The sequence below is a fragment of the Rosistilla oblonga genome (assembly GCF_007751715.1).
In the GTDB taxonomy this organism is placed as follows: Bacteria; Planctomycetota; Planctomycetia; order Pirellulales; family Pirellulaceae; genus Rosistilla; species Rosistilla oblonga.
On sequence record NZ_CP036292.1, the window covers coordinates 2,937,312 to 2,959,912 of the forward strand.

At 59.5% G+C, this 22,601-nt stretch carries 16 protein-coding genes; 9 read left to right on the plus strand and 7 right to left on the minus strand.

Annotated features, from left to right (window positions below; all coding sequences use genetic code 11):
- Positions 1 to 6: 6 nt before the first annotated feature.
- The 5 genes from dnaX (at position 7) to CA51_RS10410 (ending at position 5,591) form a co-directional block, all read left to right on the plus strand.
- Positions 7 to 2,001: a DNA polymerase III subunit gamma/tau gene (gene dnaX / locus CA51_RS10390; RefSeq protein ID WP_145120285.1), complete on the plus strand. Its 1,995-nt coding sequence runs from the start codon at positions 7 to 9 to the stop codon at positions 1,999 to 2,001.
- A gap of 230 nt (positions 2,002 to 2,231) precedes the next feature.
- Positions 2,232 to 2,597 carry a YbaB/EbfC family nucleoid-associated protein gene (locus CA51_RS10395; RefSeq protein ID WP_145120287.1) on the plus strand — a complete coding sequence of 122 codons (366 nt, stop codon included), beginning with the start codon at positions 2,232 to 2,234 and terminating at the stop codon, positions 2,595 to 2,597.
- Position 2,598: 1 nt separating this feature from the next.
- Complete coding sequence (gene recR, locus CA51_RS10400; protein WP_145120289.1) at positions 2,599 to 3,198, plus strand: recombination mediator RecR; 600 nt, start codon at positions 2,599 to 2,601, stop codon at positions 3,196 to 3,198.
- Positions 3,199 to 3,363: 165 nt separating this feature from the next.
- Positions 3,364 to 4,860, plus strand: coding sequence for an RNA polymerase factor sigma-54 (gene rpoN, locus CA51_RS10405; RefSeq protein ID WP_145120291.1), 1,497 nt, complete (start codon positions 3,364 to 3,366; stop codon positions 4,858 to 4,860).
- Between the two features lie 59 nt (positions 4,861 to 4,919).
- A complete protein-coding gene (locus CA51_RS10410) occupies positions 4,920 to 5,591 on the plus strand; it encodes a hypothetical protein (protein ID WP_145120293.1) in 672 nt (223 codons plus the stop codon).
- 43 nt (positions 5,592 to 5,634) lie between these two features.
- Here CA51_RS10410 and CA51_RS10415 read toward each other — a convergent pair whose 3' ends face one another.
- The 6 genes from CA51_RS10415 to CA51_RS10440 all read right to left on the minus strand — a co-directional run bounded on the left by CA51_RS10415 (position 5,635) and on the right by CA51_RS10440 (position 13,141).
- The gene (locus CA51_RS10415; RefSeq protein WP_145120295.1) at positions 5,635 to 6,081 is read right to left on the minus strand and encodes a response regulator; all 447 of its coding nucleotides are present in this window, start codon (positions 6,079 to 6,081) and stop codon (positions 5,635 to 5,637) included.
- An 82-nt stretch (positions 6,082 to 6,163) separates the two neighbouring features.
- A complete protein-coding gene (gene glyA, locus CA51_RS10420) occupies positions 6,164 to 7,426 on the minus strand; it encodes a serine hydroxymethyltransferase (protein WP_145120297.1) in 1,263 nt (420 codons plus the stop codon).
- Positions 7,427 to 7,596: 170 nt separating this feature from the next.
- Entirely contained in the window at positions 7,597 to 8,247 is a 651-nt protein-coding gene (locus CA51_RS10425; protein WP_145120299.1) for an RraA family protein, read from the minus strand.
- A gap of 217 nt (positions 8,248 to 8,464) precedes the next feature.
- Entirely contained in the window at positions 8,465 to 9,721 is a 1,257-nt protein-coding gene (locus CA51_RS10430) for a hypothetical protein (RefSeq protein ID WP_145120301.1), read from the minus strand.
- A gap of 62 nt (positions 9,722 to 9,783) precedes the next feature.
- The gene (locus CA51_RS10435; protein ID WP_145120303.1) at positions 9,784 to 12,234 is read right to left on the minus strand and encodes a DUF1549 domain-containing protein; all 2,451 of its coding nucleotides are present in this window, start codon (positions 12,232 to 12,234) and stop codon (positions 9,784 to 9,786) included.
- A gap of 82 nt (positions 12,235 to 12,316) precedes the next feature.
- On the minus strand, positions 12,317 to 13,141 hold the full coding sequence (locus tag CA51_RS10440) for an enoyl-ACP reductase FabI (RefSeq protein WP_145120305.1): 825 nt from the start codon (positions 13,139 to 13,141) through the stop codon (positions 12,317 to 12,319).
- 214 nt (positions 13,142 to 13,355) lie between these two features.
- On the opposite strand from CA51_RS10440, the gene CA51_RS10445 reads away from it, so the two are divergent.
- The 4 genes from CA51_RS10445 (at position 13,356) to CA51_RS10460 (ending at position 21,519) form a co-directional block, all read left to right on the plus strand.
- Positions 13,356 to 15,308, plus strand: a complete 1,953-nt coding sequence (locus CA51_RS10445; RefSeq protein WP_145120307.1) for a sigma-54-dependent Fis family transcriptional regulator — start codon at positions 13,356 to 13,358, stop codon at positions 15,306 to 15,308.
- A gap of 358 nt (positions 15,309 to 15,666) precedes the next feature.
- Positions 15,667 to 17,055 carry an IS4 family transposase gene (locus CA51_RS10450; protein ID WP_231746107.1) on the plus strand — a complete coding sequence of 463 codons (1,389 nt, stop codon included), beginning with the start codon at positions 15,667 to 15,669 and terminating at the stop codon, positions 17,053 to 17,055.
- 284 nt (positions 17,056 to 17,339) lie between these two features.
- Positions 17,340 to 17,771 (plus strand): peptidylprolyl isomerase, encoded by a 432-nt coding sequence (locus CA51_RS10455; RefSeq protein ID WP_145120311.1) that lies wholly within the window; start codon positions 17,340 to 17,342, stop codon positions 17,769 to 17,771.
- A 10-nt stretch (positions 17,772 to 17,781) separates the two neighbouring features.
- Positions 17,782 to 21,519, plus strand: coding sequence for a CRTAC1 family protein (locus tag CA51_RS10460; RefSeq protein WP_145120313.1), 3,738 nt, complete (start codon positions 17,782 to 17,784; stop codon positions 21,517 to 21,519).
- 131 nt (positions 21,520 to 21,650) lie between these two features.
- On the opposite strand, the gene argF is transcribed toward CA51_RS10460, so the two are convergent.
- Entirely contained in the window at positions 21,651 to 22,586 is a 936-nt protein-coding gene (gene argF / locus CA51_RS10465) for an ornithine carbamoyltransferase (protein WP_145120315.1), read from the minus strand.
- Positions 22,587 to 22,601 lie beyond the last annotated feature (15 nt).

The following is a 22,601-nucleotide window of genomic DNA, read 5'->3' on the forward strand; positions in this document are numbered from 1 at the left end:
TTTCGGATGTCCGATACTCCCTCGACCGATGCGAAACATGTCGATGATGACAAGTACATCGTCGTCGCCCGCCGCTATCGCCCGCTGCAATTCGATCAACTGGTCGGCCAGGAGAACGCAACGCGGGCGTTGATGAACGCCATCGAAACCGGTCGCGTCGGCCACGCGTACCTGTTCACTGGGGCTCGCGGAGTCGGCAAGACCAGCACCGCTCGGATCTTCGCCAAAGCGTTGAATGCTCCCGAGGGACCGACCGCCACTCCCGATAATTCGTCCGATATCTGCCAAGCGATCGATGCTGGCGAGGATATCGACGTTCTCGAAATCGATGGTGCCAGCAATCGCGGTATCGATGAGATCCGCCAGTTGCGTGCGGGCGTTGGGATGCGTCCCAGCCGAGCTCGCTACAAGATCTACATCATCGATGAAGTTCACATGCTCACCCAGCAGGCGTTTAACGCGCTGCTGAAGACGCTCGAAGAGCCCCCCGAGCATGTGAAGTTCATCTTCTGCACCACCGATCCGGAAAAGATCCCGATCACGGTCCTCAGCCGCTGCCAGCGGTTCGATTTCGCTCCCGTGGAAACCGAAGCGATCCTCGCCCGGCTCGACGAGATCGTGAAGGCCGAGGGATGCGAAGCCGATCAGGACGCGCTGCGTTTGTTGGCTCGGCGTGCCGCCGGGTCGATGCGCGACAGCCAATCTCTGTTGGAACAGGTGCTCAGCTTTGCGACCGGTCGGATTACCGTCGACCAAGTCCATTCGATGTTGGGTACCGCCGACGACACTCGGTTGGCCGCTCTGGCGGTTGGGCTGATCGATCGCGATCCGGCAGCCGTTTTGAAGATGGTCGACGATGCTGTGATGGGAGGCATCGATGCCGGGCAGTTGGCCGAACAGCTGTTGGGCTATTTCCGCGACCTGATGACGGCGACGGTCGGTTGCGGTGTCGACATGCTTCGGCACGCCGCCCCCGCCTCGTACGACGACCTCGCCGCGCAAGGCAAGCAGTTGGGGATCCACACGATTTTGGTGATCGTGGGGATCATCGATCAAGCGATTTCGCGAATGCGCCAAAGTGTCCACAGTCGCGTTTTGCTGGAAGCCGCACTGGTGCAGATCTGCCGCTTGGCCGACCTGCAGGCGATCTCGGACGTCGTCGCCGGCTTGGGCCAAGTCCCCGCTGGTGGATCGGCAGCGAAGCCCGCCGCGGCAGCTGCTGGCGAAAAAAAAAACATTGAACCAGTCGCCAACCGACAGCTAGCATCCGCCACGCCGCCGGCTGAAGCTGCCAAACCAGCCGCCGTCGCCCCTTCGCCGACGCCAGCTCACGTCGCGCCATCGCCAGCCCCCGTCGCGCCGGCGCAAGTTGCTGCAACGCCAGCCCCCGCGGTTGCCCCAACGCCGGCTCCTGCGGCCGCTTCGCCCCCCTCGCGGCCTCAGCCCGTCGCGTCGGCTCCAGCCGCCCCCGCTGCAGCGGTAGCGGCTCCTGCGGCCGTTGCCACGGCGCCGGCTGCCAGTCCGGCTGCTCAGCCCGCGCAGAGCCCCCAGAATGCGACGGCGAGTCCCCCGGCGATCAAGCCGCTGCCGAGTGGCAGTTGGGATGCCGAACGGGTCAAAGCGGTTTGGCGTGGAGCGATCGAATCGTTGGACGACATGACGGCCAACTACGCCAAGAACGCTCAGCGTGTCGAACCGATGGGCGAAGGCTGTATCCGCGTCATCTTTTCGAGCGCCCGCAGCCTCGATAAGGCGAGTTGCGAGAAGCCCGAACGACGCAGTAAATTGGAAGGTGCATTGGCCGCGGTAGCGGGTCGACACGTACAATATGAGTGCGTGTTGGTCGAGGCTCCGCCGACGCAGAAACCGGTTCGTCGGGCGCTGACCAGTGCCGACCGAGCCCGTCGCCAGCGCGAGGTAGAGAACGAGCCGATCATCATGAAAATGATGGAGTTGTTCGACGCGGAAGTCGTTAAGGTGATTCCTCCTAAGGAAGAGTAGACCGGCGGTCGCAGGTCGCGTAAAACCGAAGCGTCGGGAAAGTCGTCGGGGCTTACCTTCGGCGGTCGATCGGCATCGCGGCTGCCACGTCGCTGCGGTCCGATGTCGGGCGAGCAGTTGGCGCTACGGCGGCGGCAAGCGTCGCCAATCCGATTGCGGCAACGACTGGCATCTTTCGCGCCAACACATCCACGCTATTCCATCTCCTAATCCACGGGCAAAACCGATTTATGTTCAAGGGACTGTCAGACATCGCATCGTTGATGCAACAGGCACAGAAGTTGCCGGCCAAGATGGAAGAGCTTAATCGCCAGCTGCAGGCGGAGCGTGTGACCGGATCTGCCGGGGGCGGAATGGTCACGGTCGAGATGAACGGCACGGGCGAGGTGACGGCGGTCCGGATCGAACAGGAATTGATCGATCAGGGGGACCGCGAAATGATCGAGGACCTGTTGCCCGCGGCGATCAACGAAGCCAACGGAAAGGCCAAGGCGAAGCAAGCCGAATCGATGCAGGGGCTGACCGGCGGGATCAATCTGCCGGGCATGGAAGCTGCGTTGTCGAAGTTCACCGGCGGCGGTGGCGGGGCCAGCTGAGATGGCCGAACTGACGCATTCGGTAGCCGACATGATCGACCAGCTGGGGCGGCTGCCCGGGATCGGACGCAAGAGTGCCGAACGGCTCGCCTATCATTTGCTTCGCGTTCCCAAAACGGAGGCTCTGGCGCTGGCCGATTCGATCCGCAGCGTGCGTGAAAACGTTCGCTACTGCGAGCAGTGTTTTAACCTCTCCGAAGCGGCTCGCTGCCCGATCTGTACCGATCCCAACCGCGATACGACGCGGTTGTGCATCGTCGAACAGCCGCGCGACCTGATCTCGCTGGAGCAATCGGGGATGTACCGCGGGCTGTACCATGTGCTGCTTGGGCGGATTGCTCCGTTGGACGGGATTGGCCCCGATCAATTGACAATCGATCCGCTTGTCGATCGCGTCCGCCTGGGGAAGTTTACCGAGGTGATTATGGCGACGAATCCGACGGTCGAAGGGGATGGGACCAGCCTGTATATCTCCAACCTATTGCAGGAGTATCCGGTCGAAATTACTCGACTGGCGCGGGGGATCACCGCCGGTAGTGTGTTAGAATTCACGAACAAAGAGATCCTTGCCGACGCCTTAAATGGCCGGCAAAAGCTGTGACATTGACCGCGCGGCTACGGATGTTTTATGCCAGAATAGATGTTGAAGTCGGGCCGCTCTTGAATCGCCAGCGAAGGATTTGCCGAGCGCCCAGCCGTTGTGACACGTTTAACCCTGCCGCCCGCGTTCACGCGTTGGCCGACAACCTTAAATAAGATTATTCCGATGCGTATTTCAATGGGCTTTGAACAGCGTCAACAACAAGTTCAAAAGCTGGCCCCGCGGATGATCCAGTCGATGGAGATCTTGCAGTTGCCGTTGCTTGCGCTGCAGGAACGTGTCGAGCAGGAGATGAACGAAAACCCGTTGCTGGAGATCCAGGACGACGATCCCCAGATGCCCGACGATCCCGAGGAATCGTACGAGAATCCCGATGCGCCAAGCGAATCGGAACGGGAGCTTGTCGTCGACAACGATCACGACAATCAGGACGATTTCGAGCGCTTGTTGAACATGAAAAACGAGCTGCCCAATACGTTCGACGAACCGTTTCGCAAGTCGTCCAACCAGATGCAGGAAGATGGCGATCGGCGGCACGATCTGATGGCCAATGCGGAAGCCCACCCCGAATCGCTCAACGATTTTCTGCTCCACCAACTCGCCGAACTCGATATCGATACCGATGTCGAATTGATGGCCGAACGCATTATCAGCACCCTGGATGCCCGCGACGGCGGTTATCTGCGGACGCCGCTAAGCGATCTATTGCCATCGAACCATTCGCCCGAAGATCTCGAACTGGCGAAGCGTGCGTTGGCGGTGGTCCAGTCGCTCGAACCGACCGGCATCGCGGCTCGCGATCTCTCCGAATGCCTGCTGCTGCAACTCGCTCCCGACGTGCCGTATTACGAAGAGATGAAGACGCTGATCACCGGGCACTTGGAGGATATCGCCGGCAACCGCTTGCCCGCGATCCAACGCAAAACCGGCTATTCGCTCGACAAGATCCAAAAGGTCAAAGACGAACTCCATTCGCTTAACCCCAAGCCCGGGGCGGCGTTTATGGAAACCTACGTCCCCACCGTCACGCCCGATGTGATCGTCGAACAGGACGAGGATGGGCAGTACAAGGTGCGGCTGGACGATGACCGCGTTCCGACCCTTTTCATCAGCGAATATTATCGCCAGCGGTTGCAGGATCCGTCGGCGACCACCGAGGAGCGGGAGTACATCAAACAGAAGATCAACGGTGCGCAGTGGTTGATCGATTCGATCGAACAACGACGCAGCACGTTGACGAAAGTTTCTCAGGCGATCGTCGATCACCAGAAAGCGTTCCTCGATCTCGGTCCCGAAGCGATCGAACCGCTGAAGATGCAACAGATCGCCGATCGCGTCGGCGTGCACGTGACGACGGTCAGCCGGGCTGTCGACGATAAATGGATCCAGACCGCGCGTGGCATCCTGCCGCTGAAGCGGTTCTTCGTCGGCGGCACGCAAACCGAAGACGGCGACGACGTCGCGTGGGATACGATCCGCATCAAGCTGCAAGAAGTGATCGACAACGAGGACAAGAGCAAGCCGTTGAGCGACGAGGATATCGTCAAAGAGCTGAAGAAGCACGGCATGACGGTCGCTCGCCGAACGGTCACCAAGTACCGCAAGAAAATGGGAATCCCCAGCAGCCGCCAACGTCGCGATTGGATGCTGGAGAACAAGTAGCCGCAAGTCTGGCGGCCGACGATTCGCGAAACCTAGTCCTTCATTTGGAGACCAGCCCGATGTTCGCTCGAGTCTCGCGTTTTGTCCTCTTCCTGGCGGCGATCCTGGTCGCCGCTCCCCCCGCCATGGCCCAGTTGCTTCACACAGCGACGCCGCAGCAGTCGATTGGCGACAGCTACAGCGAACAGCTTGGCATCCGCTGGGGCCTCCGCGGTCCCGGCTGGTTTGTCAACGTTCCCAATGGCGTCGGAAATCCTGCGTTTGGCGGAGCCGATCCCAACGCGGGGCTGACCGGCGGATTTGCCGGCCGACGCGGAAACGTCTCCGGCAGCCTCGGCTTTCAGTGGTACCAGGGGAGCAATCGCTCGATGAGTACCGTCGCCCCGTCGCTGACGACGTTGGACGGTTATCCGGGCAGTATGTTCAGCGGCAGCGTGCGGCCATTTGTGACCAGCGTGACTCCGGCCGTCGGCAGCTTCACTCCGCCCAACGAAGGCATTCGCCAAGCGGGACTGCAGCGGCAACAAGCGACGCTCGATTCGATCGCCAGCCGAAAGGTCGAGATCCACAACGAGAAAGCGGATCAGTACTGGAGTCGTGCTCTTCGCGCCGAACAGCAGGGGAATCTAAAGATGGCGCGAGCTAATTATCGATTGGCTCTGCCGCATGCCAGCGGTTCGCTTCGCGCGGAGATCGTGCAACGCATGGCGGCTCGCGGTTGGACGCCTTGATCGCCGGCAGTGCGCTGCCCGGCGGGCGGTTTCCCGGCGTCGACTATCCGTGCGGCTCGGATTGTTCTTCCATCTCGCGGATGTAGGCACGCAAGCGTTCGAGTTCGTCGCGAGTTCCCTTCAGCTTCAGCATGTTTTCCACGCGTTTGAGCAGCTGGAACTTGTTGACCGGCTTGGTCAAGAAGTCGTCGGTTCCCGATTCGACAGCCCGTTCGATATCGCCCAGTTCGTTCAGCGCGGTCACCATCAGCACGATGATCTGCTGCGTCGCAGGGTTCTGCTTGATCTTTTTACAGACCTCAAACCCGCTCAACTGCGGCATCATCACATCCAACAGGATCAGGTCGGGCGAAAACGATTCGACCTTCGCCATGCAATCGGCGCCGTCGACTGCATGTTCGATCTCGCACTCCACGTTGGCCAGATAGGCATCCAACAGTTCGCGGTTGGCTTCGTTATCATCGGCGATCAGGATCCGATCCGCAGGCATGATGTTAACTCGTTAAATTTGGGCTGACTGACCAATGGATGCGCCGACCGAAACATCGGCCGGCGCGGAATCAAAACACTTGTTACGCGGTAGCCGAAGGAGCGGTTGCGTCGGCTGGCACGGGAAAGCCTTGGCACAGCTCGCTGACCTGGCCGCGAATCGATGCCAACGCCGCTTCGTCGTCGTGCGACTTCAGCGCCTGGATGATCCAGTTGCCGATCGTCCGCATCTGTTCGACTTTCATTCCGCGAGTGGTCAACGCCGGGGTGCCGATGCGAATTCCCGAGGGGTCCATCGGTTTGCGGGTGTCGAACGGAATCATGTTCATGTTGACGGTGATCCCACATTTTTCCAACGCCGCTTCGGCCAGCTTGCCGCCGATTCCGAAAGCTGTGACGTCGACCAAGCACAAGTGGTTGTCGGTGCCGCCGCTGACAAGCGTCAGGCCGCCGGCGATCAATGTCTCGGCCAGGACCTTCGCGTTGTCGACGACTTGTTGGCCGTAGGCACGGAAATCGCCCGATGCGGCTTCCGAGAAACAGACAGCCTTGGCGGCGACGATGTGCATCAACGGGCCCCCTTGGATGCCGGGGAAAACGCTGCGGTTGATGTCTTTGAGATCGTCCTGTTTGCAGAGGATCAATCCGCTGCGTGGGCCGCGCAGAGTCTTGTGCGTCGTGGTGGTGACATAGTCAGCCACGGGGACCGGGTTGTTGTGGATCTTGGCGGCGACCAGACCGGCGTAATGCGCCATGTCGACCATCAATTTGGCGCCGACTTCGTTGGCGATTTCAGCAAACTTGTCGTGCGGAATTTCGCGAGGGTAGGCGCTTGCACCGGCGACGATCATCTTCGGCTTCAGCTCGCGAGCCATCTTGGCGATCTGATCGAAGTCTAAGCGATGGTGTTCGCGGTCGACGCCGTAGCTGTGGAAATCGTACAGCTTGCCGCTGATGTTCAACTTCATGCCGTGCGTCAGGTGACCGCCTTGAGCCAGATCCAAACCGAGGACCTTGTCGCCCGGTTCCAAAACCGTCATGTAGACAGCCGTATTGGCTTGCGATCCGCTGTGCGGTTGCACGTTGGCCGCTTCGGCGCCAAACAGATCGGTCGCCCGTTTGATCGCTGCGCGTTCGACGACATCGGCATATTCGCATCCGCCGTAATAGCGACGTCCTGGATACCCTTCGGCGTATTTGTTTGTCAGCACGCTGCCAGCCGCTTCCATGACCGCGCGGCTGGTGTAGTTCTCGCTGGCGATCATTTCCAAACCATCGCGTTGACGTTCGGCTTCGTTCGCGATGGCTTGCCAGATTTCAGGGTCTTGTTGTTCCAGGATATTCATGCGATTGGATGCTGGTCGTGTTAAAGAAGTCGAGAAGTTGGACCGCCAATTGTCGGTTGATTGCAGCGAATCGTCAATCCGCGTCTCGACAATCGGCGGTGTTCCCGCGTCCACCTCAATCGCCCGACCAGAGGCCGGCCAGGCCTCTGATCTTCCCGCGGCGATGTGGACTATAAAACGCCGTATTTTTCGTATGCTTCGATCGCACCCATTCCCTCTTTGATCGCGTCGCGGGTGACGTTTTCGGCGTGGACTTTGTCCCAAGCTGCCGCCAGGATCTCGTCGCTTTTCGCCTGCGGAACGATCACGACGCCATCTTCGTCGGCGACCACGATATCGCCGCTACAAATCGTCACACCCCCAACTTCCACGGGTTCGTCGATCGAGTTCACCCGTTGGCGATGGCAACTGTCGTAAACGCATCGCGCCGCTGCGAAGACGGGGAACTCCATCGCCCGCATCTTTTGCACGTCGCGGACCGCACCGTCGACGATCACGCCGGCACAGCCGCGGTTCGACGCAGCTGTCGACAGCAATTCGCCCCAGATTCCCGAACGGGTCGAACCGCCAGCCGCCGAGATCACGACGTCGTCGGTTTGGCAGCTATCGACCAACTTCAGTTCCAGTTCGTACGGCGAAGGATCTTCGCTAAAAATGTCTTCCCAGGTGCTGGTTCGGCAGCGGCCGATCATCACGCCGGTTGTGGTCTGTGGTGGCAGCGACAACTGGATGCTTTGATTTCGTAGGCCAAACTGGTCGCAGGCGTCGGCGACAACGGCGCTATACAGTGTCTCTCGCAATTGAGCAAAGGTGCGTTCCATGAGTTGATTCCATTTCAAGAAGGTGGGATGTCTGTAGCGTCTCGTTGACACTGCCCGCTCAATTAGTCGGGGCGATGTCACAACAGGAGCTAATGGTGGGACCTCGGTCGCGTCGCCGAACGGCACGGCGGGACTGTGGAGCAAGTCGCCGATGATACCACATCCAATATAATTGACCATCGCAGCGCAGCCGGTGCAGCGTCGCCGCCCGAAAAGGCTAACGCTTCGATCGCGGCAGCCCATTGAAGCGGAACCGACTCAGTTGCAGCTTCAACTGGTCCTGGTTGCCGATCTCTTGGATGGTTCTTTGGCCGTCGCGGCGGTTGGATGCCGATTGAAGCTCCAGCCGAAATCCACTTGTCAGCTGGCTCTGCTGCAGCACCGCCAAGGCGACGCCCGCCTGGAATCTCGCCTGCGGATAGATCGGCACCGACAGGCAATCGATCGACCAGCGATCCAGGTTCACCTGACGCGTCGACGAACCGGCGGCGATCGGTACGGCATGCTGCTGCAACGAAGCGGGCAACTGATCGACCGAGCGCTCGTCGATCAGCAACCGCACGCGGCTGTTGTGCGGCGCGTACAAACCCCAAGCCAACCAGTGGTCGTAGAATCCAAACGGCTCCAACAGCGGCGCCGCGCTGACCGCCGCCAGCATCACAACCGCCAACGGCTGCAAGTGGCTCCGCGGCTCCGCCCGCGAAACCTTCTCCTCCTCAGCAGTGTTCCTCGCATTGACGCCTTCCACACTCCCAACCTTCCAGAACAGCAAGCCGACCAAAGTCGCTGAGACTAGGTTCCAGATCAGCACGCCCGGTTGATGGTTTAGTCCCAGCGGTCCCAACAGCACAAACAGGATCAGATGCATCGCGATCGCCGCCAGCACAGCCGCTCCGCGGGTGCGAGCGAAGACGAGAGCCACGGCGATCGCCAGCTCGCCGATCGGGAAACTTAGCGTCGCCGCGACCAACAGCGTATCGGGCCAGCCCTCGATTGATTGCCACGCCATGCCGACCAGTCCGCCCAGGAAATCGCGTCCGATGGTGTAGACAAATTGATAGTCGAGTTTGCTGATCCCCGAGAACAGGTAGATGCTCACCACCAGGATCCGCATCATCCGCATCGCAACCGCCGCGCGGCAGCAGGCCATCGCAATCAACATCCAGAAAATTTGGTAAGCCCAGGGCTGCAAGCGATGTTGGTCACCGACAAACAGGAACGCCAGCGAGATCGCAGCGGTCGACAAAGCGATCGTTTGCAGCCGAACCGAACGCAGCGTCAACGCCGCGAGGCCGGCGATTAACATCACTGCCGCAGCGATCGGATCGACCGCTGGTGGCAGGTCGATTGCAATCCTCAACAAGGGGATCTGTGGAAACGGTTCGGGCGAAAACCACAACCGCCACGTAGCCGCAACCAGCACCATCAGACTGACACAAACGGCGCGGCGGACCCAATCGATTCGATGACTCACAAAAACCTAACGTCTCAAACGGGGGCCACAAGAAAATTGGCTCGAACCAAACGGCGATTCGCTTACCGTACTAAAAGGAATTCGGGCAACATGCAGATCGCCCACAAAGCGTCTTGAAGACTGGCTTCGCTTGGTTGCGGGCCGATCGCTTCGGCAAACAAGCTCGCCTCGCCCTCGGTCGGCTGACGCGACAACGCCGCCAGGAACAGCGACCGCACCAAAGCATCGGTCGGCTGTGGCGGCTGCTGCAAAATGCGACGCGCTCCGGCGGCAAAGCTCTCCGCCAACGCGGCGTCGTTGGCCAGATCGATTGCTTCGAGCGTCGTTAATCGATCCGGACGCATCGATACGATCTGTTCTCGCATCGGCCGCCCCAGCGATTTCATCAACGCTGTGTTCTTCATCAACGAAGCCCGAACCGGCGGCAGATCGCCATCTCCCAGAGCGACACGCGCCAACAGCATGCGTCCCTCCGCCTGGATCAGGCTTGTCCATGACGCCACGGCGGGAACAACTTCCGCCGGCTGCCATCGAGTCGGCAGATCGGTAAGTTGCCCCTTGGCTTCTTTGGGCAACGCGTTGCTGAATTGCCAAGAGTCGTCCGATTTCAGCCGCTTCACCGCGCCATCGTCGAGCGTGATTTGAGCCTGGAAATAGAGCCCGGCCGGGTTGGGAGACGAACCCGCATTTTTGGCGATCACCAACAGCGTGTTCTCACCCTTGGTCAGATGCTTCGCCAACGGAACCGTTTGCGGTCGCGTCCAGTTGTCTCCGGCGGCGACGCGGCGTCCGTTGATGAACAGCCGGAATTCGTTGTCGCAGGTGATCATCGCTCCGCCAGCGGCGACGCCGGCGGGCAAGTTGATCGTTTTACGCAGCGCCACCTCGGCCCCTGCCGCGGGCGGTTGGACCTCCGACACGCCCCAGATCCAATCCCCTTCCATGGCGATCGATTCGATCGCGTCCTTCTCGAGATTGCTCCGCACCACGGGAGCGTCAAACTTTTCTGGCCCGCTGCCGGTCAGTTGCCAGATCGCGTCGAGGAATTGTTCCGCCGTCATCCGCCGGGCTCGCGGGCCACGGTAGACGTAGGTCTCCGACGATTCGGGCTGAGCAACCGTTTCCGTTTGCGATTGATAAGCCCGGCTGGTCGCGATCCGTTTTAATGTCGCTTTTAGATCAAAACCGTTGGCGATGAAATCGCTGGCCAGATAGTCTAACAAGTCGATGTTCCAGGGCTCGTTCTGCATCGCGTCCAACGGATGCACGATCCCCCGCCCCATCATCCGGTACCACAAGCGGTTGACGATCGTGCGAGCGAAGCGACCGTTTTCGGGATCGGTCATCAGGTCGGCAAGTTGCTTCAGTCGTTCGTCTCGCGGTGCTGCGGGATCGATCTGACCAAGCTCTGGGAACATCCAAGCCGCTTCGGCCATCTGCCCCGTCGGCTTGTCGCAGCGGTGCAGTTCCAGCGGCCGCGAAGCGTAGATCGCCGCCAGCCCGTACGCATCGCGCAGCGTCCATCGATCGATGAAGCTGTCGTGGCACGAAGCGCACTTCATGTTGATCCCAAGAAACGATTGCGACAGGCTTTGGGCGAACTGGATTTCGAGCGTCTGCCCGGCGCTCACCTCGCCTCGCCATTTGATGCCGTCGATATACCCGCGGCTCTCCGCCGTCGGAGGTGCGATCAATTCGCGAGCCATCTGATCGAACGGCTTGTTCGCCAGCAACGCGTCGTACAGCCAACCGCTGACCTGTTTGCGACCGCCGGTGATGAACCCGGTACCGCTGTAGTCGTTGCGCAGTAGATCGTTAAAGAATGACAGCCAATGTTCGGCGTAAGCGAACCGATCGGCCAGCAGTTCGTCGATCAAACGCTCTCGTTTGTCGGGATCCTGGTCGGCTAGAAATTCCTGTAACCGCTGCGGCGTCGGCAGCAGACCTGTCAGATCCAGATGGATTCTGCGAGCGAAAGTTGCATCGTCGATCGCCGCCGGGCGGGGCAGATCGTTATCGACAAGATAGGCGTCCAGAATGCGATCGATCGGATGATCTCGGCCATGGACCGTCGCAGGCAGCTGCGGCATGCGAGGCTTCAGCGGCGGTTCGTAGCTGTTGATCGCAAACGTCAGCTCTGCGTCCCACGGCAAACCAGCGGCGATCCAACGCCGCAGCATCGCCACTTCGCTCGCCGACAACCGGGCCCGATCCGACGGCGGCATCTGCGCGTCGGGATCGTCGGACGTAATCAATTGGATCAGGTGCGAAGCGTCGGGAGAATCGAGATCGATGATCTGCGATTCGATCAGGTCGCCGCGGGTGTTGATCGAAAAGTCGCCTTCCCGCTCCCGTCCGCCGTGACAGGTGACACAATGCCGCTTCAGAATAGGAGCGACATCGTGGGGAAAGTCGATCTTGGCATCGTCAGCTTGTCCGCCGCCGGGCAATGCCACGACCAGCAGCACGCAGACGGAAAACCGATGGGGAACAAAGCGTCGACGAAACGTCATGCGATTCATTTCCAAAGAGATCCCGTTTGCGCGGCGTTGGAGAAATTAGCGTCACGAATACAAGTAGTGTACTCGAGCCCGCTTAGCTCTGTTGCTGCTTGATCTTTTCCAGCAAGCGGCCGGGGCTGCCCATCGCGTGGTATCCACCATCGATGTGCAAGATCTCGCCGGTGATGCCTTGGCTGGCCGGGCTCAGCAAAAACGCACCCGTCTTGCCGACTTCGCCGTGCGTGATGTTGCGTCCCAGGGGAGCCATGTGTTCGTACAGCGAAAGCATCTCGTCGACGCCCGCCGCCTTGCCGGCCAGGGTTCGGACAGGGCCAGCGCTGAGTGCGTTGACGCGGACGCCTTGTTGTCCCAGATCGTAAGCCAGGTACCGCATGCTCGCTTCGAGAGCGGCTTTGCAGATGCCCATCACGTTGTAACCGGGGACGCACTTTTCGCCGCCGAAGTAGGTCATCGTGGCGACCGATGCGCCATCGGCGAGGATCGAACGAGCCGCGTTGCAGACAGCGATCAAGCTGTAGACGCTGATGTCCATCGCCAGTTTGAAACCGTCGCGGCTGGTCTCGATCGTTTCGCGGCCCAGATCGGCGCGATCGGCAAACGCGATCGAGTGCAGTAGGAAATCGATCGTTCCGAATTCCTCTTTTGCTTTGGCCATGATGCCGGCGATCTGTTCGTCGTTGGAAACGTCCAACGGCTCCAGGAATTTGGCGTTAGGATATTTGTCGGTCAGCTTGCTGACGCGGGTTCGGTTCTTGCGTCGCTCGTCATCGGGACGATCGGGCAGGTGGGTAAAGCCAACTTCGGCGCCCCCCTCGAGCAATTCTTGAGCGATAGCCCAAGCGATCGAATGGTCGTTTGCAACGCCCAATACCAAGCCCTTCTTTCCAGTAAAATCCATCGCGACGTACTGTCCTTTCTTTAAGCAATGCGAAATGCAATTCCAATCCAGGGCGGGGCATTGGTCCCGACATCGCTGGATGCTACCTCGATAAAATCAATCGTTAAGATAACAATCGAGTGCCTAAAACGTCTATCAGGCCAGTCGCGTTAATGACTCTGTCGTCGCCCAAGCTGGCCGGGCGGCTCGTCTCACGCAATCAAGCTCTCGCGAAATGCCAAGCAAAACCGACTATTTTTCGTCACATTGGCCCTCGGTTGTTCGCGAGCTCAGCTGTGAATTACTCCGCCAAGTTGCTGCCGGCGAACCGCTGGCGACAACTTTTTACCCAGCGATCAGCCGCGTCTTGGCCGATTTTCGCCCCGGTGCGATCGCGATCGTTCGCCAACGTGGCATGGACTGGGGGCTGGAACCCGCCTTCGCCGCCGCCTCCGATTTCCGCATCGCCGCGGTCCCCGAAGTCGTGATCTCGTCGGCGCTCGAAGCCCAATTTATCGGTCACGACAGCGGTTGGGTTGCCGCTGCGATCGCGTCGAAGGATCGGGCGCCCAGCGTCCTTGTCGTCCAGTTGCCTCGCGCGGCGGTCGATCAAGTCGATGCGCTGCGTCCGCTGATGATCGGGCTGGCCGAACTGGCGGCGCTGCTGCTGCAAATCGCCGGCGACCAAGCCGCTCGCGCTGCGGAGATCCAGCGGCTGACGACGATGTTGGAGATTGCCGCCACCTGGCAACAGCAACGCGATTGGTCGGAGCTGCTCGAATCGATGGCCGAAGCGGCGACGCAATTGTTGGACGCTCAACGGGCCAGCATCTTCTTGTGGGACCGCCGCCGGTCGCTGTTGGTCGGCCGTCCGGCGATGGGCGTCGAGGGAGGCCAATTGGAAGTCGACGATTCGGCCGGAATCGTGGGGGCGGTGCTCGGTTCGGGAACCGCGAAACGTTGGGATGCGTCGGACAGCGAATCGGAAGTCAATCGCAAGCCGGACGCTCAGTTACAGTTCCAGACGACGTCGTTGGTGGCGGTACCGCTGAACAACCGCAACGGCAAGCGGATGGGAGTCTTCGAGGTGATCAACAAACGCGATGGGCGTTTCACCGATCAAGATGAACAGGTTCTGAAGGAGTTGGCGGTGCATGCAGCCGCGGCGATCGAGAACTCTCAAGAGCGAGAGCGTTTGGCGCAGAACTGCGACAAGCTGGCTCTTGCGGTGGCGGAGAACGTCCAAGTGATCGGGGAGAGTCCAGCGATCGTGACGCTGCGAAAGACGAGCGATCGCGTTGCGAAAACCGATCTGTCGGTCTTGATCCTCGGCGAAAACGGAACCGGCAAAGAGGTCCTGGCCCGTTCGATTCATCTTTCGGGAGCCCGGCGCCACGAGCCATTTATCGCCGTCAACTGCGCCGCGATCGTCGAAACGCTGTTGGAAAGCGAGTTGTTCGGTCACGAGAAGGGAGCGTTCACCGACGCGCACGAAGCGCGCGCCGGCAAGTTCGAGATCGCCAATGGTGGCACGTTGTTTCTGGACGAAATCGGCGACATGAGTCTCAGCGGACAGGCGAAACTGCTGCGTGCGCTCGAGGAAAAGGTGGTCGTTCGCGTCGGCGGCTTCACGCCGATCTCGACCGATGTCCGCGTCTTGGCGGCGACCAATCAACCGCTGGCCGAATTGGTCCGCCAAAAAAGGTTTCGCGAAGACCTCTTCTTCCGCTTGAACGTTGTCACTTTAAAGCTGCCGCCGCTACGCGAACGGGGCGACGACATCTTGCTGCTGGCTCAACATTTTCTGGAAGACTTCGCACACAAGCAGGGACACCGCGTGCCGACGCTTTCAGCCGCCGCCGCCCGCGCGCTGCGATCTCATCTGTGGCCGGGCAACATCCGCGAGCTGCGGAACCTGATCGAACGCGTCAGTTATCTGTGCACATCCGACGTGATCCAGCCGTCGGACCTCAGTTTTTCGCAAAGCCCGAGCGAACAATCCGACGCCCAGCGGTTGGCCAACAAGTCGCTGAACGAAGCGACTCGGCAGTTCCAAATCCAGCACATCCAATCGGCGATCCAACGCGCCGGGCGGAATATGACCGAAGCCGCCGCGATGCTGGGCCTGCACCGCAGCAACCTGTACCGCAAAATGAAGCAATTGGATCTCGAAACGATCGACGATTGAATCCGTCACCCACAGGCACCATCGCAATACCGTTAAACGAAGCGTAGTGGACGAGGCTACGAGTCGTTTTGCATCAGACCAAATCGCCGGGACTCGTAACCTCGTCCACTACGTCCCGCCGCTAATTCTTTCCACGGTCCGAGGCTCCTTCATGGAACGGTATTGGGCCTAATCGGTATTCGAGCTCCAGGTATCAGCCGCTGGCGCGATAGCGGCTTGTCGGTTTAGTCACAACGAGCTTGCTTGCATTAGCCGTTTGGGCGTTAGCCAAATGGCACTCATTTTCACATTCCGGTAACATTTCCCTTCCCACCACATGTGATTGGCACTGAATTTGCGCTAGCGGTTTGGTTTTCTTTTGACTGCCAGAAAAAGCCATTCCATGTCGAGCGATGCAAGAACTCAGAACCTTAGTGCGGCTTTCGAACTGCTCAAACAGTGGACGGACATCGGCGATGCCGATGTGTTTGAAGAGCTTGGGCCAGCGGCCGTCTATAAAACAAGTGTAGTTCTGTGGCTGATGCTCTTCCAACGCCTCAACCCCAAGGCGAGCCTGCGAGATGCCGTGCTCCACTTTATCGCAACGGCTCCCTCGGAACTCAAGACGAACAAGCGACTTCGTGAGGGTTCGCTTTCGACGAAGAGCAGCAGTTACAGTGATGCACGACATCGGCTCAGCTTGAAGGCAGCTCATTGGTTCCAAGAGCGTGTCGCATCGTCGATCGTTAACTCGACGGCGCCGACATGGGGTGACAGGCGTGTGTTCTTGATCGATGGAACGACCTTTACACTGGCTCCAGTGGCCGAGCTTCAGGCCGCTTACCCACCCGCCTCTAACCAGTACGGCGAAAGTGTGTGGCCAATCGCGTATGTGGTTTTCGCACATGAACTCAGCTCGGGGGCAGCAGTGCCTGAGGAGATTGGAGCTATGTATGGCCCAAACGCCGTCTCAGAAACTCGGCTTGCTCAAACTCTCATGAAGCGACTCCCGGCTAAATCCATCATCATGGCCGACGCTGGGTTCGGAATATTTTCGACTGCTTATCATGCCCATTTGAATGGACACAATTTTGTTCTACGGCTAAAGAAAGATCGATTCAATCGAATTCGGAAGCGGGCAGAGCTAATCCATTCGACAGCCACTTCGAAAAGCTACCGGGTGTCCTGGACTCCTTCGGCCAAGGAACGAGTAACCAATCCAGACCTCCCATCCGACTGTGTCATAGCGGCGATGATCCATGAATTGAAGATCGGGGAAGATATCCTCTACCTCGTCGAGGATATCGATGCGACGCCCAAGCAACTGCGCGATCTGTACTGGAAACGCAACGATATCGAAGTCGATATCCGCAACATCAAACTGGTAATCGGTACCGAAGAGATCCGAGCGAAGTCGAAGGAGATGTTTCTCAAAGAGTTCGCCTTGTCGATGGTCGCGTACAATTTGGCGACCCAATTGCGTCGCCAAGCCGCAGTGATTGCCGAGTGTGAGCCACGGGAATTAAGCTTTACGGGCGCGTGGTCTGTCTACCGTCACATGCTGCAGGGGATTGAAGTCAGTGACCCCGGTCGTTGGATCGAACGTTTGGGTCGCGTGCTGCACTACGCCTCAAAGCAAAAGCTCCCCAATCGCCCAGGACGCAGTTATCCACGCGAGGCCTACGCCCGCCGCCCCAAAACCACCCACTTCCAGAAACGAAGAAAGAAAAGTAAACCCAACGATCCAGAAGACCCAACGTCAAAGTGAGTGCCATTGGGCGTTAGCCCCGGTTTATTGGCAGCGGAACCGGGGCTAACGCCCAAACGGCTGATTAAACCGACAAGCTCATAGCGTCCGGTTCATCTGCTAGCCGGACGCTATCGCGCCAGCGGCTGATTTGCTTCGTCGCAATCGCGGTTTCGCCCCGCGGTTGCCGCGGGGGACAGGTTGTCGGTGCCGCCAACACCCTTTAAGCTGACGCCTAAACCAACTCATAATCCACGCTGGCAGAAATTCCCTCTGCCCGTTCAACTCCCAGCCGGAGCGTTCCGTTGAAAATTGCAACGTTTGAAACAACTAAAGGTACCATTCGTATCGAACTGTTCCCCGAACAGACACCAAAGACCGTCGAGAACTTCGAGACCTTGGTCGGCAAAGGTTTTTACGATGGTCTGAGCTTCCATCGCGTGATCCCCGACTTCATGATCCAAGGTGGTTGCCCGCAAGGGACCGGCACCGGCGGACCTGGTTACAACTTCGAAGACGAATTTGTTCCCGAACTGCGTCACGATGGTCCCGGCGTTTTGTCGATGGCCAACGCCGGACCAAACACCAACGGTTCGCAGTTCTTCATCACGCACGTCGCTTGCCCTCACTTGGACGGCAAACACAGCGTGTTCGGTAAAGTCATCGAAGGCCAAGACGTTGTCGATTCGATCGCTCAAGGCGATAAGATGGACAAAGTTACGGTTTCGGACGAATAGAAATCGAACCATGGCGCGTCGAAATCGAAACTCGGCGAAGATGAATCCCCGCAGCGGTGCGGTCTCCAAGCCGCTGTTGGCGGCCCTGGCGATCTTGATCGTCGCCGCCGTTGGGATCTGGTTCTTTACGCGTCCGAGGGTCGATGTCCAGCAGACGTTGACCCAGCTGCGGACCGCCGTCGGGCAGATTGAAAATCTCGAAGTCGATCCGGCGCAACAAACGCTGTTGGCGATCCAACCGCTGTTCCCCGACGATCCCAGTCTGCAGCAGAACCTCGCCGTCAATGCGGTCTCCCGCTTGCGGCAACTGGCTGGGACGATCGACAACGTCAGTCTCGATCCCGAGGTTGTCGAAGCGGCACGCCAGCAGTTTCCTGCCGCGGTCAGCGAGGCCCAGCAGAATATCGACAGCTTCGCCGCATTGGCTGGCGAAAACGCCGTCGCCGCTTGGCTCCACTCACGCCTGCTGCAAGTCCAGGCCTCTCAAGTCGATCCGTCGCAGGCGACGCAGCTGGCCGCGGAAAACGTTCGGTTTCTGACCGACACACTGGCCGAGCATCCCGATTGGTTGACGCTTGTTGGGCCGCTGACGACCGCCTTGGATGAATCGAGCGACGACTCGCTTTCACAAAGCGTTTTGCCGACGCTGATCGCGGCGAGCGAGGCGAATCCTCGCAATCTTTATGCCGTGATGCAGGCGATCAGCGTCGCGGTCAAGCAGCGTGATCCGGCGGCGACGGGACTGTTGCAGCGATCGAAACAGCTAGCCGAACCGCTGGTGCCGGAGACCTCCACAATCGCCGCCTCGTTGGGGATGGAGCCGTTGGATGTTGCCGATCGCGTGATCCAGGCGATCGCCGATGACGATTGGCAGCAGGCCGGACTGTACACAAACTATTGGATCAACCTGCACAAAGGGACGGCTGCCTATCGCACCGACTTGCGACTGGCGACGCCTCACGAACTCGATTTCCTGTCGTTTGATCTGTCGCGGCGACTGGGAGCGCAGTGGGCTGCGGCGGATCGCGAAACCACACCGCCGATTCCGATCGGCTTCGATATTCAAAGCGTCACCGAAACCGCGGGGACTGCGGCGAAGCAAGTCGCTTGGGTCGACTTCGATATCGACGGGACAGCGGAACTGGCGGTCCTCGACGAAGACGGTTTGAGCATCCTGCAACGCGAAGACGAGCGTTGGCAAAGGATCGCCACCGCGACGGTTCCTGCGGACAGCCAGCGTTTTGTCGTCGCCGATCTGTTTCTCGTCGATTCGAGCGATCGCAATCGGTTGCGGAAGTCGCGCGTTCAGACGACGGAAGTGAGCGACGCCCGCCGCGCCAATCAACACGATACGTTTCGCAGCTTCGTCGTCTCCGGCCCCGCCGGGGTGACGGTGTTGCAAGCCAATCCGGAGGCGACCGATCCGCAGCAGCGGTTGCGGGAACCGGAAAAGCCGACGAATCTGGAATCGATCTCCGGCGTGACCGCTTCGATCGCCTGCGATATCGATGCCGATGGCGATATCGATCTCGTCTTCGGGACCGAGACCGAGGGCGTGCAGATCTGGATCAATCGCGGGAACATGACCTTTTTTCCCGTCGCCGCGCACAGCCAATTACCGCCGTCGGACAATCCGGCGATCGATTTTGCGTTTGTCGATTTCGACCGCGATCTCGATCTCGATCTGCTGACCGTTTTGCGCGACGGAACGGTCGGAGTGCTCGAGAATTTGCTGCATTTGCAGTTCCGTTGGCAACCGAAAGATTGGCAATCCGGCGACGGCGGGGTGGCGACAAGGATCGCTGTCGGCGACATCGACGGCAATGTCTCGTGGGATCCGATCATCGCAGCGGGGGACGGGCTGCAGGTGGTCTTCAGCGAAACAAGCGACATCGGCGTTTGGAAAGAGATCGGTCGGGCGAAGTCGCCGTTGGCCGGGGCGCAATTTGTGACCAGCGAGTTTAACAACGACGCTTGGTTGGATCTCGTCGCTTGGAACGAAGCCGGCTTTGCGATCGATAGCCTCGGCTTCGATGGCGTTACCACTTCGCTGGGCGAATTTGCGATCGAATCCGGCGCGGCGATTCGCGACGTCAGCCCAGGCGACTGGGATGGCGATGGACGAATCGATCTGGCGGTCGCCAGCGACGACGGCGTTTGGATCGCCAGCAACACGACGCAGGGAACGGGCAATTATCTGCGAGCCAGTTTTAAGGGGATCGATGACAACGCCAGCGGCCGCGTGAATCATTACGCGATCGGATCGGTTCTGGAACTCCGCTACGGCCCCTACTACCGCGCTCAAGTCATCACCGAGCCGATCTCTCATTTTGGGATGGGGACCGAATCCGAAGCGATCACGCTGCGAGCGATCCTTCCCAATGGAGTCACGCAAAGCGTCGTCCAGCCCGCGGCGAATCAGATCCTTTACGAACAGCAAACGCTCAAGGGATCATGTCCCTATCTTTACAGTTGGGATGGAGAGAAGTTCGCCTTCGTCACCGATTGTCTGTGGGCGGCGCCGCTGGGACTGCAAGTTGCCCCCGGGAAAGTTGTACCCGATCGGCCCTGGGAATATCTGAAAGTCGATGGTCGCTTCGTCCAACCGAGAGATGGATTTTATGAGCTGCGGATCACCGAGGAGCTTTGGGAACTGGCCTACTTCGACCATCTGCAACTGACAGCGATCGATCATCCCGCCGACGTCGAGATCTTTACTAACGAGAAGGTTGGCCCGCCGAGCATCGCCGAGCACAAGATCCACGCGTTGGATCAGGATTGCATCCAACCGGTTCGATCGGCTGTCGATTCCTCGGGGGACGATGTCACCAATTTACTGAAGCACGCCGACGAGGATTACGTCCAAGGATTCCGTGAACAATATTGCCAGGGATTGTGCGTGCCGCACTGGATCGAATTGGATCTGGCCGACATCGACCCGGCCGCCGAACGATTGTCGCTGGTGCTGACCGGATGGATCTTCCCCACCGATACGACACTCAATATCCAGATCGCTCAGAATCCCGATTTGGCGAGCGTCGTGTATCCCGTTTTGGAAGTTCCCGACGGCAATGGCGGCTGGCAGACAGCGATCCCTTACATCGGATTCCCCGGCGGGAAGACGAAGACGATCGTCGTCGACATCACCGGCAAATTGAATCCCGACGATCGCCGAGTGCGGATTCGCACGTCGGCTCAGATCTATTGGGACCAAGCGGTTGTCGCCGTCGATCCGCCCGAAGTCGAGACGCGGCAATACGCTTTGAATCTGCAATCGGCATCGCTCGGCTTCCATGGCTATTCGGCTCAACTGCCGCGGCAATCGACTCAGCCGCATCGCTACGATTACGAGGACGTAGCGACAGCGCCGAAGTGGCCTCCGCTGAGCGGAACGCTAACGCAGTATGGCGACGTGTTGGCGAAGCTGACCAAGTGGGATGACGACATGGTCGTGATGGCGGCTGGCGACGAGATGCGACTCCGCTTTCCCGTTCCCGACGCCCCGATCCCCGCGGGCTGGAAGCGGGATTTTGTTCTGCACTGCGTCGGGTGGGATAAAGATGCCGACCTGCACACGTTGGCTGGCCAAACGACGGGACCGCTACCGTTTCGAGCGATGAGTGCTTACCCGCCACCGATCACTCAGGTAGGCGAAGCGGAAGCGGCACAACAGCGGAATGCCGCGACGCAGACTCGCAGCCAACGGTACCGCGAGTTTTGGCAGCGTCCAGCGGTTCCAGGTCTATAGAGAACCGGGCACCGGGCCGTCGCTGCCGAAACGATTCTGCAAGCGACGGCGATCGAGAAGGAGCTCTCGAGAAGAAACAGGCGAGAGAACGGCGGCTGTTCGACAGCCGCTGTTTCGCATTCACCAAGCGGTTATTTAACGTTTTCCGCGATCCAGTTCGGTTCCAGCAGCCAGACCAGCAGCGCCTTTTGAGCGTGCATGCGGTTGCCTGCTTGTTGCACGATCGCACTCTGCGGGCTTTCGATCACGCCATCGGTGATTTCTTCGCCGCGAACGGCTGGCAGGCAGTGCAGGATCTGACATTCCTTGGGAGCGGCCGCCTGCAGGGCTTCGTTGACTTGGTAGTCTTGGAAGATCTTGACGCGTTCGGCGCGTTCGGCTTCTTGTCCCATGCTGGTCCAGACGTCGGTGTAGATCGCGTCGGCATCAGCGACCGCTGGCATCGGGTCGCGAACCTGTTGGATCTGAGCGTCGGGATATTCGCTGCGAATCCGCTCCAGCCACGGCGCGTCGATCTCGTATCCGGCGGGGCAGGCCAAGGTGAAGCGAGCGTCCAGCATCGCGCAGATCAATGCCAGGCTGCGGGCGACGTTGTTGCCGTCGCCGACAAAGACGATGTGTTTGCCCGAACATGTGCCAAACGTCTCGAGGACCGTCAGCATGTCGGCCAAAGCTTGGCACGGATGCGACAAATCGGTCAGCCCGTTGACGACCGACAACGCATTAAACTGAGCCAGTTCTTCGACGCGGTCGTGAGCCTTGGCTCGGCAGACGACGACGTCCAAATACTGGCCGATCACGCGCGTGAAGTCGCTTGCCGTTTCACGCGTGTTCCATCCGACATCCGAACCGAGGAACAGGCTCGATCCGCCCAGCTGCGCCATCCCGGCTTCAAAGCTAACGCGGGTCCGCAGGCTCGGTTTTTCGAACAGCAGCCCAAGCACACGGCCTGGCAAAATCGGCGTCCGGTCGCCTTCGGCCAGTCGCGTTTTCAGGGTCAGCGCGGTCGCCAGGATTTGTTTGACTTCGGCCGGCGAGAGATCAAATAGCGTGCGTAGGTGACGCATCTTCGGATCCTTAAA

What these genes read in the sequence shown, in the direction of transcription:
- dnaX (WP_145120285.1), top strand. Translation starts at nt 7, where the DNA reads ATGTCCGATACTCCCTCGACCGATGCGAAACATGTCGATGATGACAAG.
- CA51_RS10395 (WP_145120287.1), top strand. Translation starts at nt 2,232, where the DNA reads ATGTTCAAGGGACTGTCAGACATCGCATCGTTGATGCAACAGGCACAG.
- recR (WP_145120289.1), top strand. Translation starts at nt 2,599, where the DNA reads ATGGCCGAACTGACGCATTCGGTAGCCGACATGATCGACCAGCTGGGG.
- rpoN (WP_145120291.1), top strand. Translation starts at nt 3,364, where the DNA reads ATGCGTATTTCAATGGGCTTTGAACAGCGTCAACAACAAGTTCAAAAG.
- CA51_RS10410 (WP_145120293.1), top strand. Translation starts at nt 4,920, where the DNA reads ATGTTCGCTCGAGTCTCGCGTTTTGTCCTCTTCCTGGCGGCGATCCTG.
- CA51_RS10415 (WP_145120295.1), bottom strand. Translation starts at nt 6,081, where the DNA reads ATGCCTGCGGATCGGATCCTGATCGCCGATGATAACGAAGCCAACCGC.
- glyA (WP_145120297.1), bottom strand. Translation starts at nt 7,426, where the DNA reads ATGAATATCCTGGAACAACAAGACCCTGAAATCTGGCAAGCCATCGCG.
- CA51_RS10425 (WP_145120299.1), bottom strand. Translation starts at nt 8,247, where the DNA reads ATGGAACGCACCTTTGCTCAATTGCGAGAGACACTGTATAGCGCCGTT.
- CA51_RS10435 (WP_145120303.1), bottom strand. Translation starts at nt 12,234, where the DNA reads ATGACGTTTCGTCGACGCTTTGTTCCCCATCGGTTTTCCGTCTGCGTG.
- CA51_RS10440 (WP_145120305.1), bottom strand. Translation starts at nt 13,141, where the DNA reads ATGGATTTTACTGGAAAGAAGGGCTTGGTATTGGGCGTTGCAAACGAC.
- CA51_RS10445 (WP_145120307.1), top strand. Translation starts at nt 13,356, where the DNA reads ATGCCAAGCAAAACCGACTATTTTTCGTCACATTGGCCCTCGGTTGTT.
- CA51_RS10460 (WP_145120313.1), top strand. Translation starts at nt 17,782, where the DNA reads ATGGCGCGTCGAAATCGAAACTCGGCGAAGATGAATCCCCGCAGCGGT.
- argF (WP_145120315.1), bottom strand. Translation starts at nt 22,586, where the DNA reads ATGCGTCACCTACGCACGCTATTTGATCTCTCGCCGGCCGAAGTCAAA.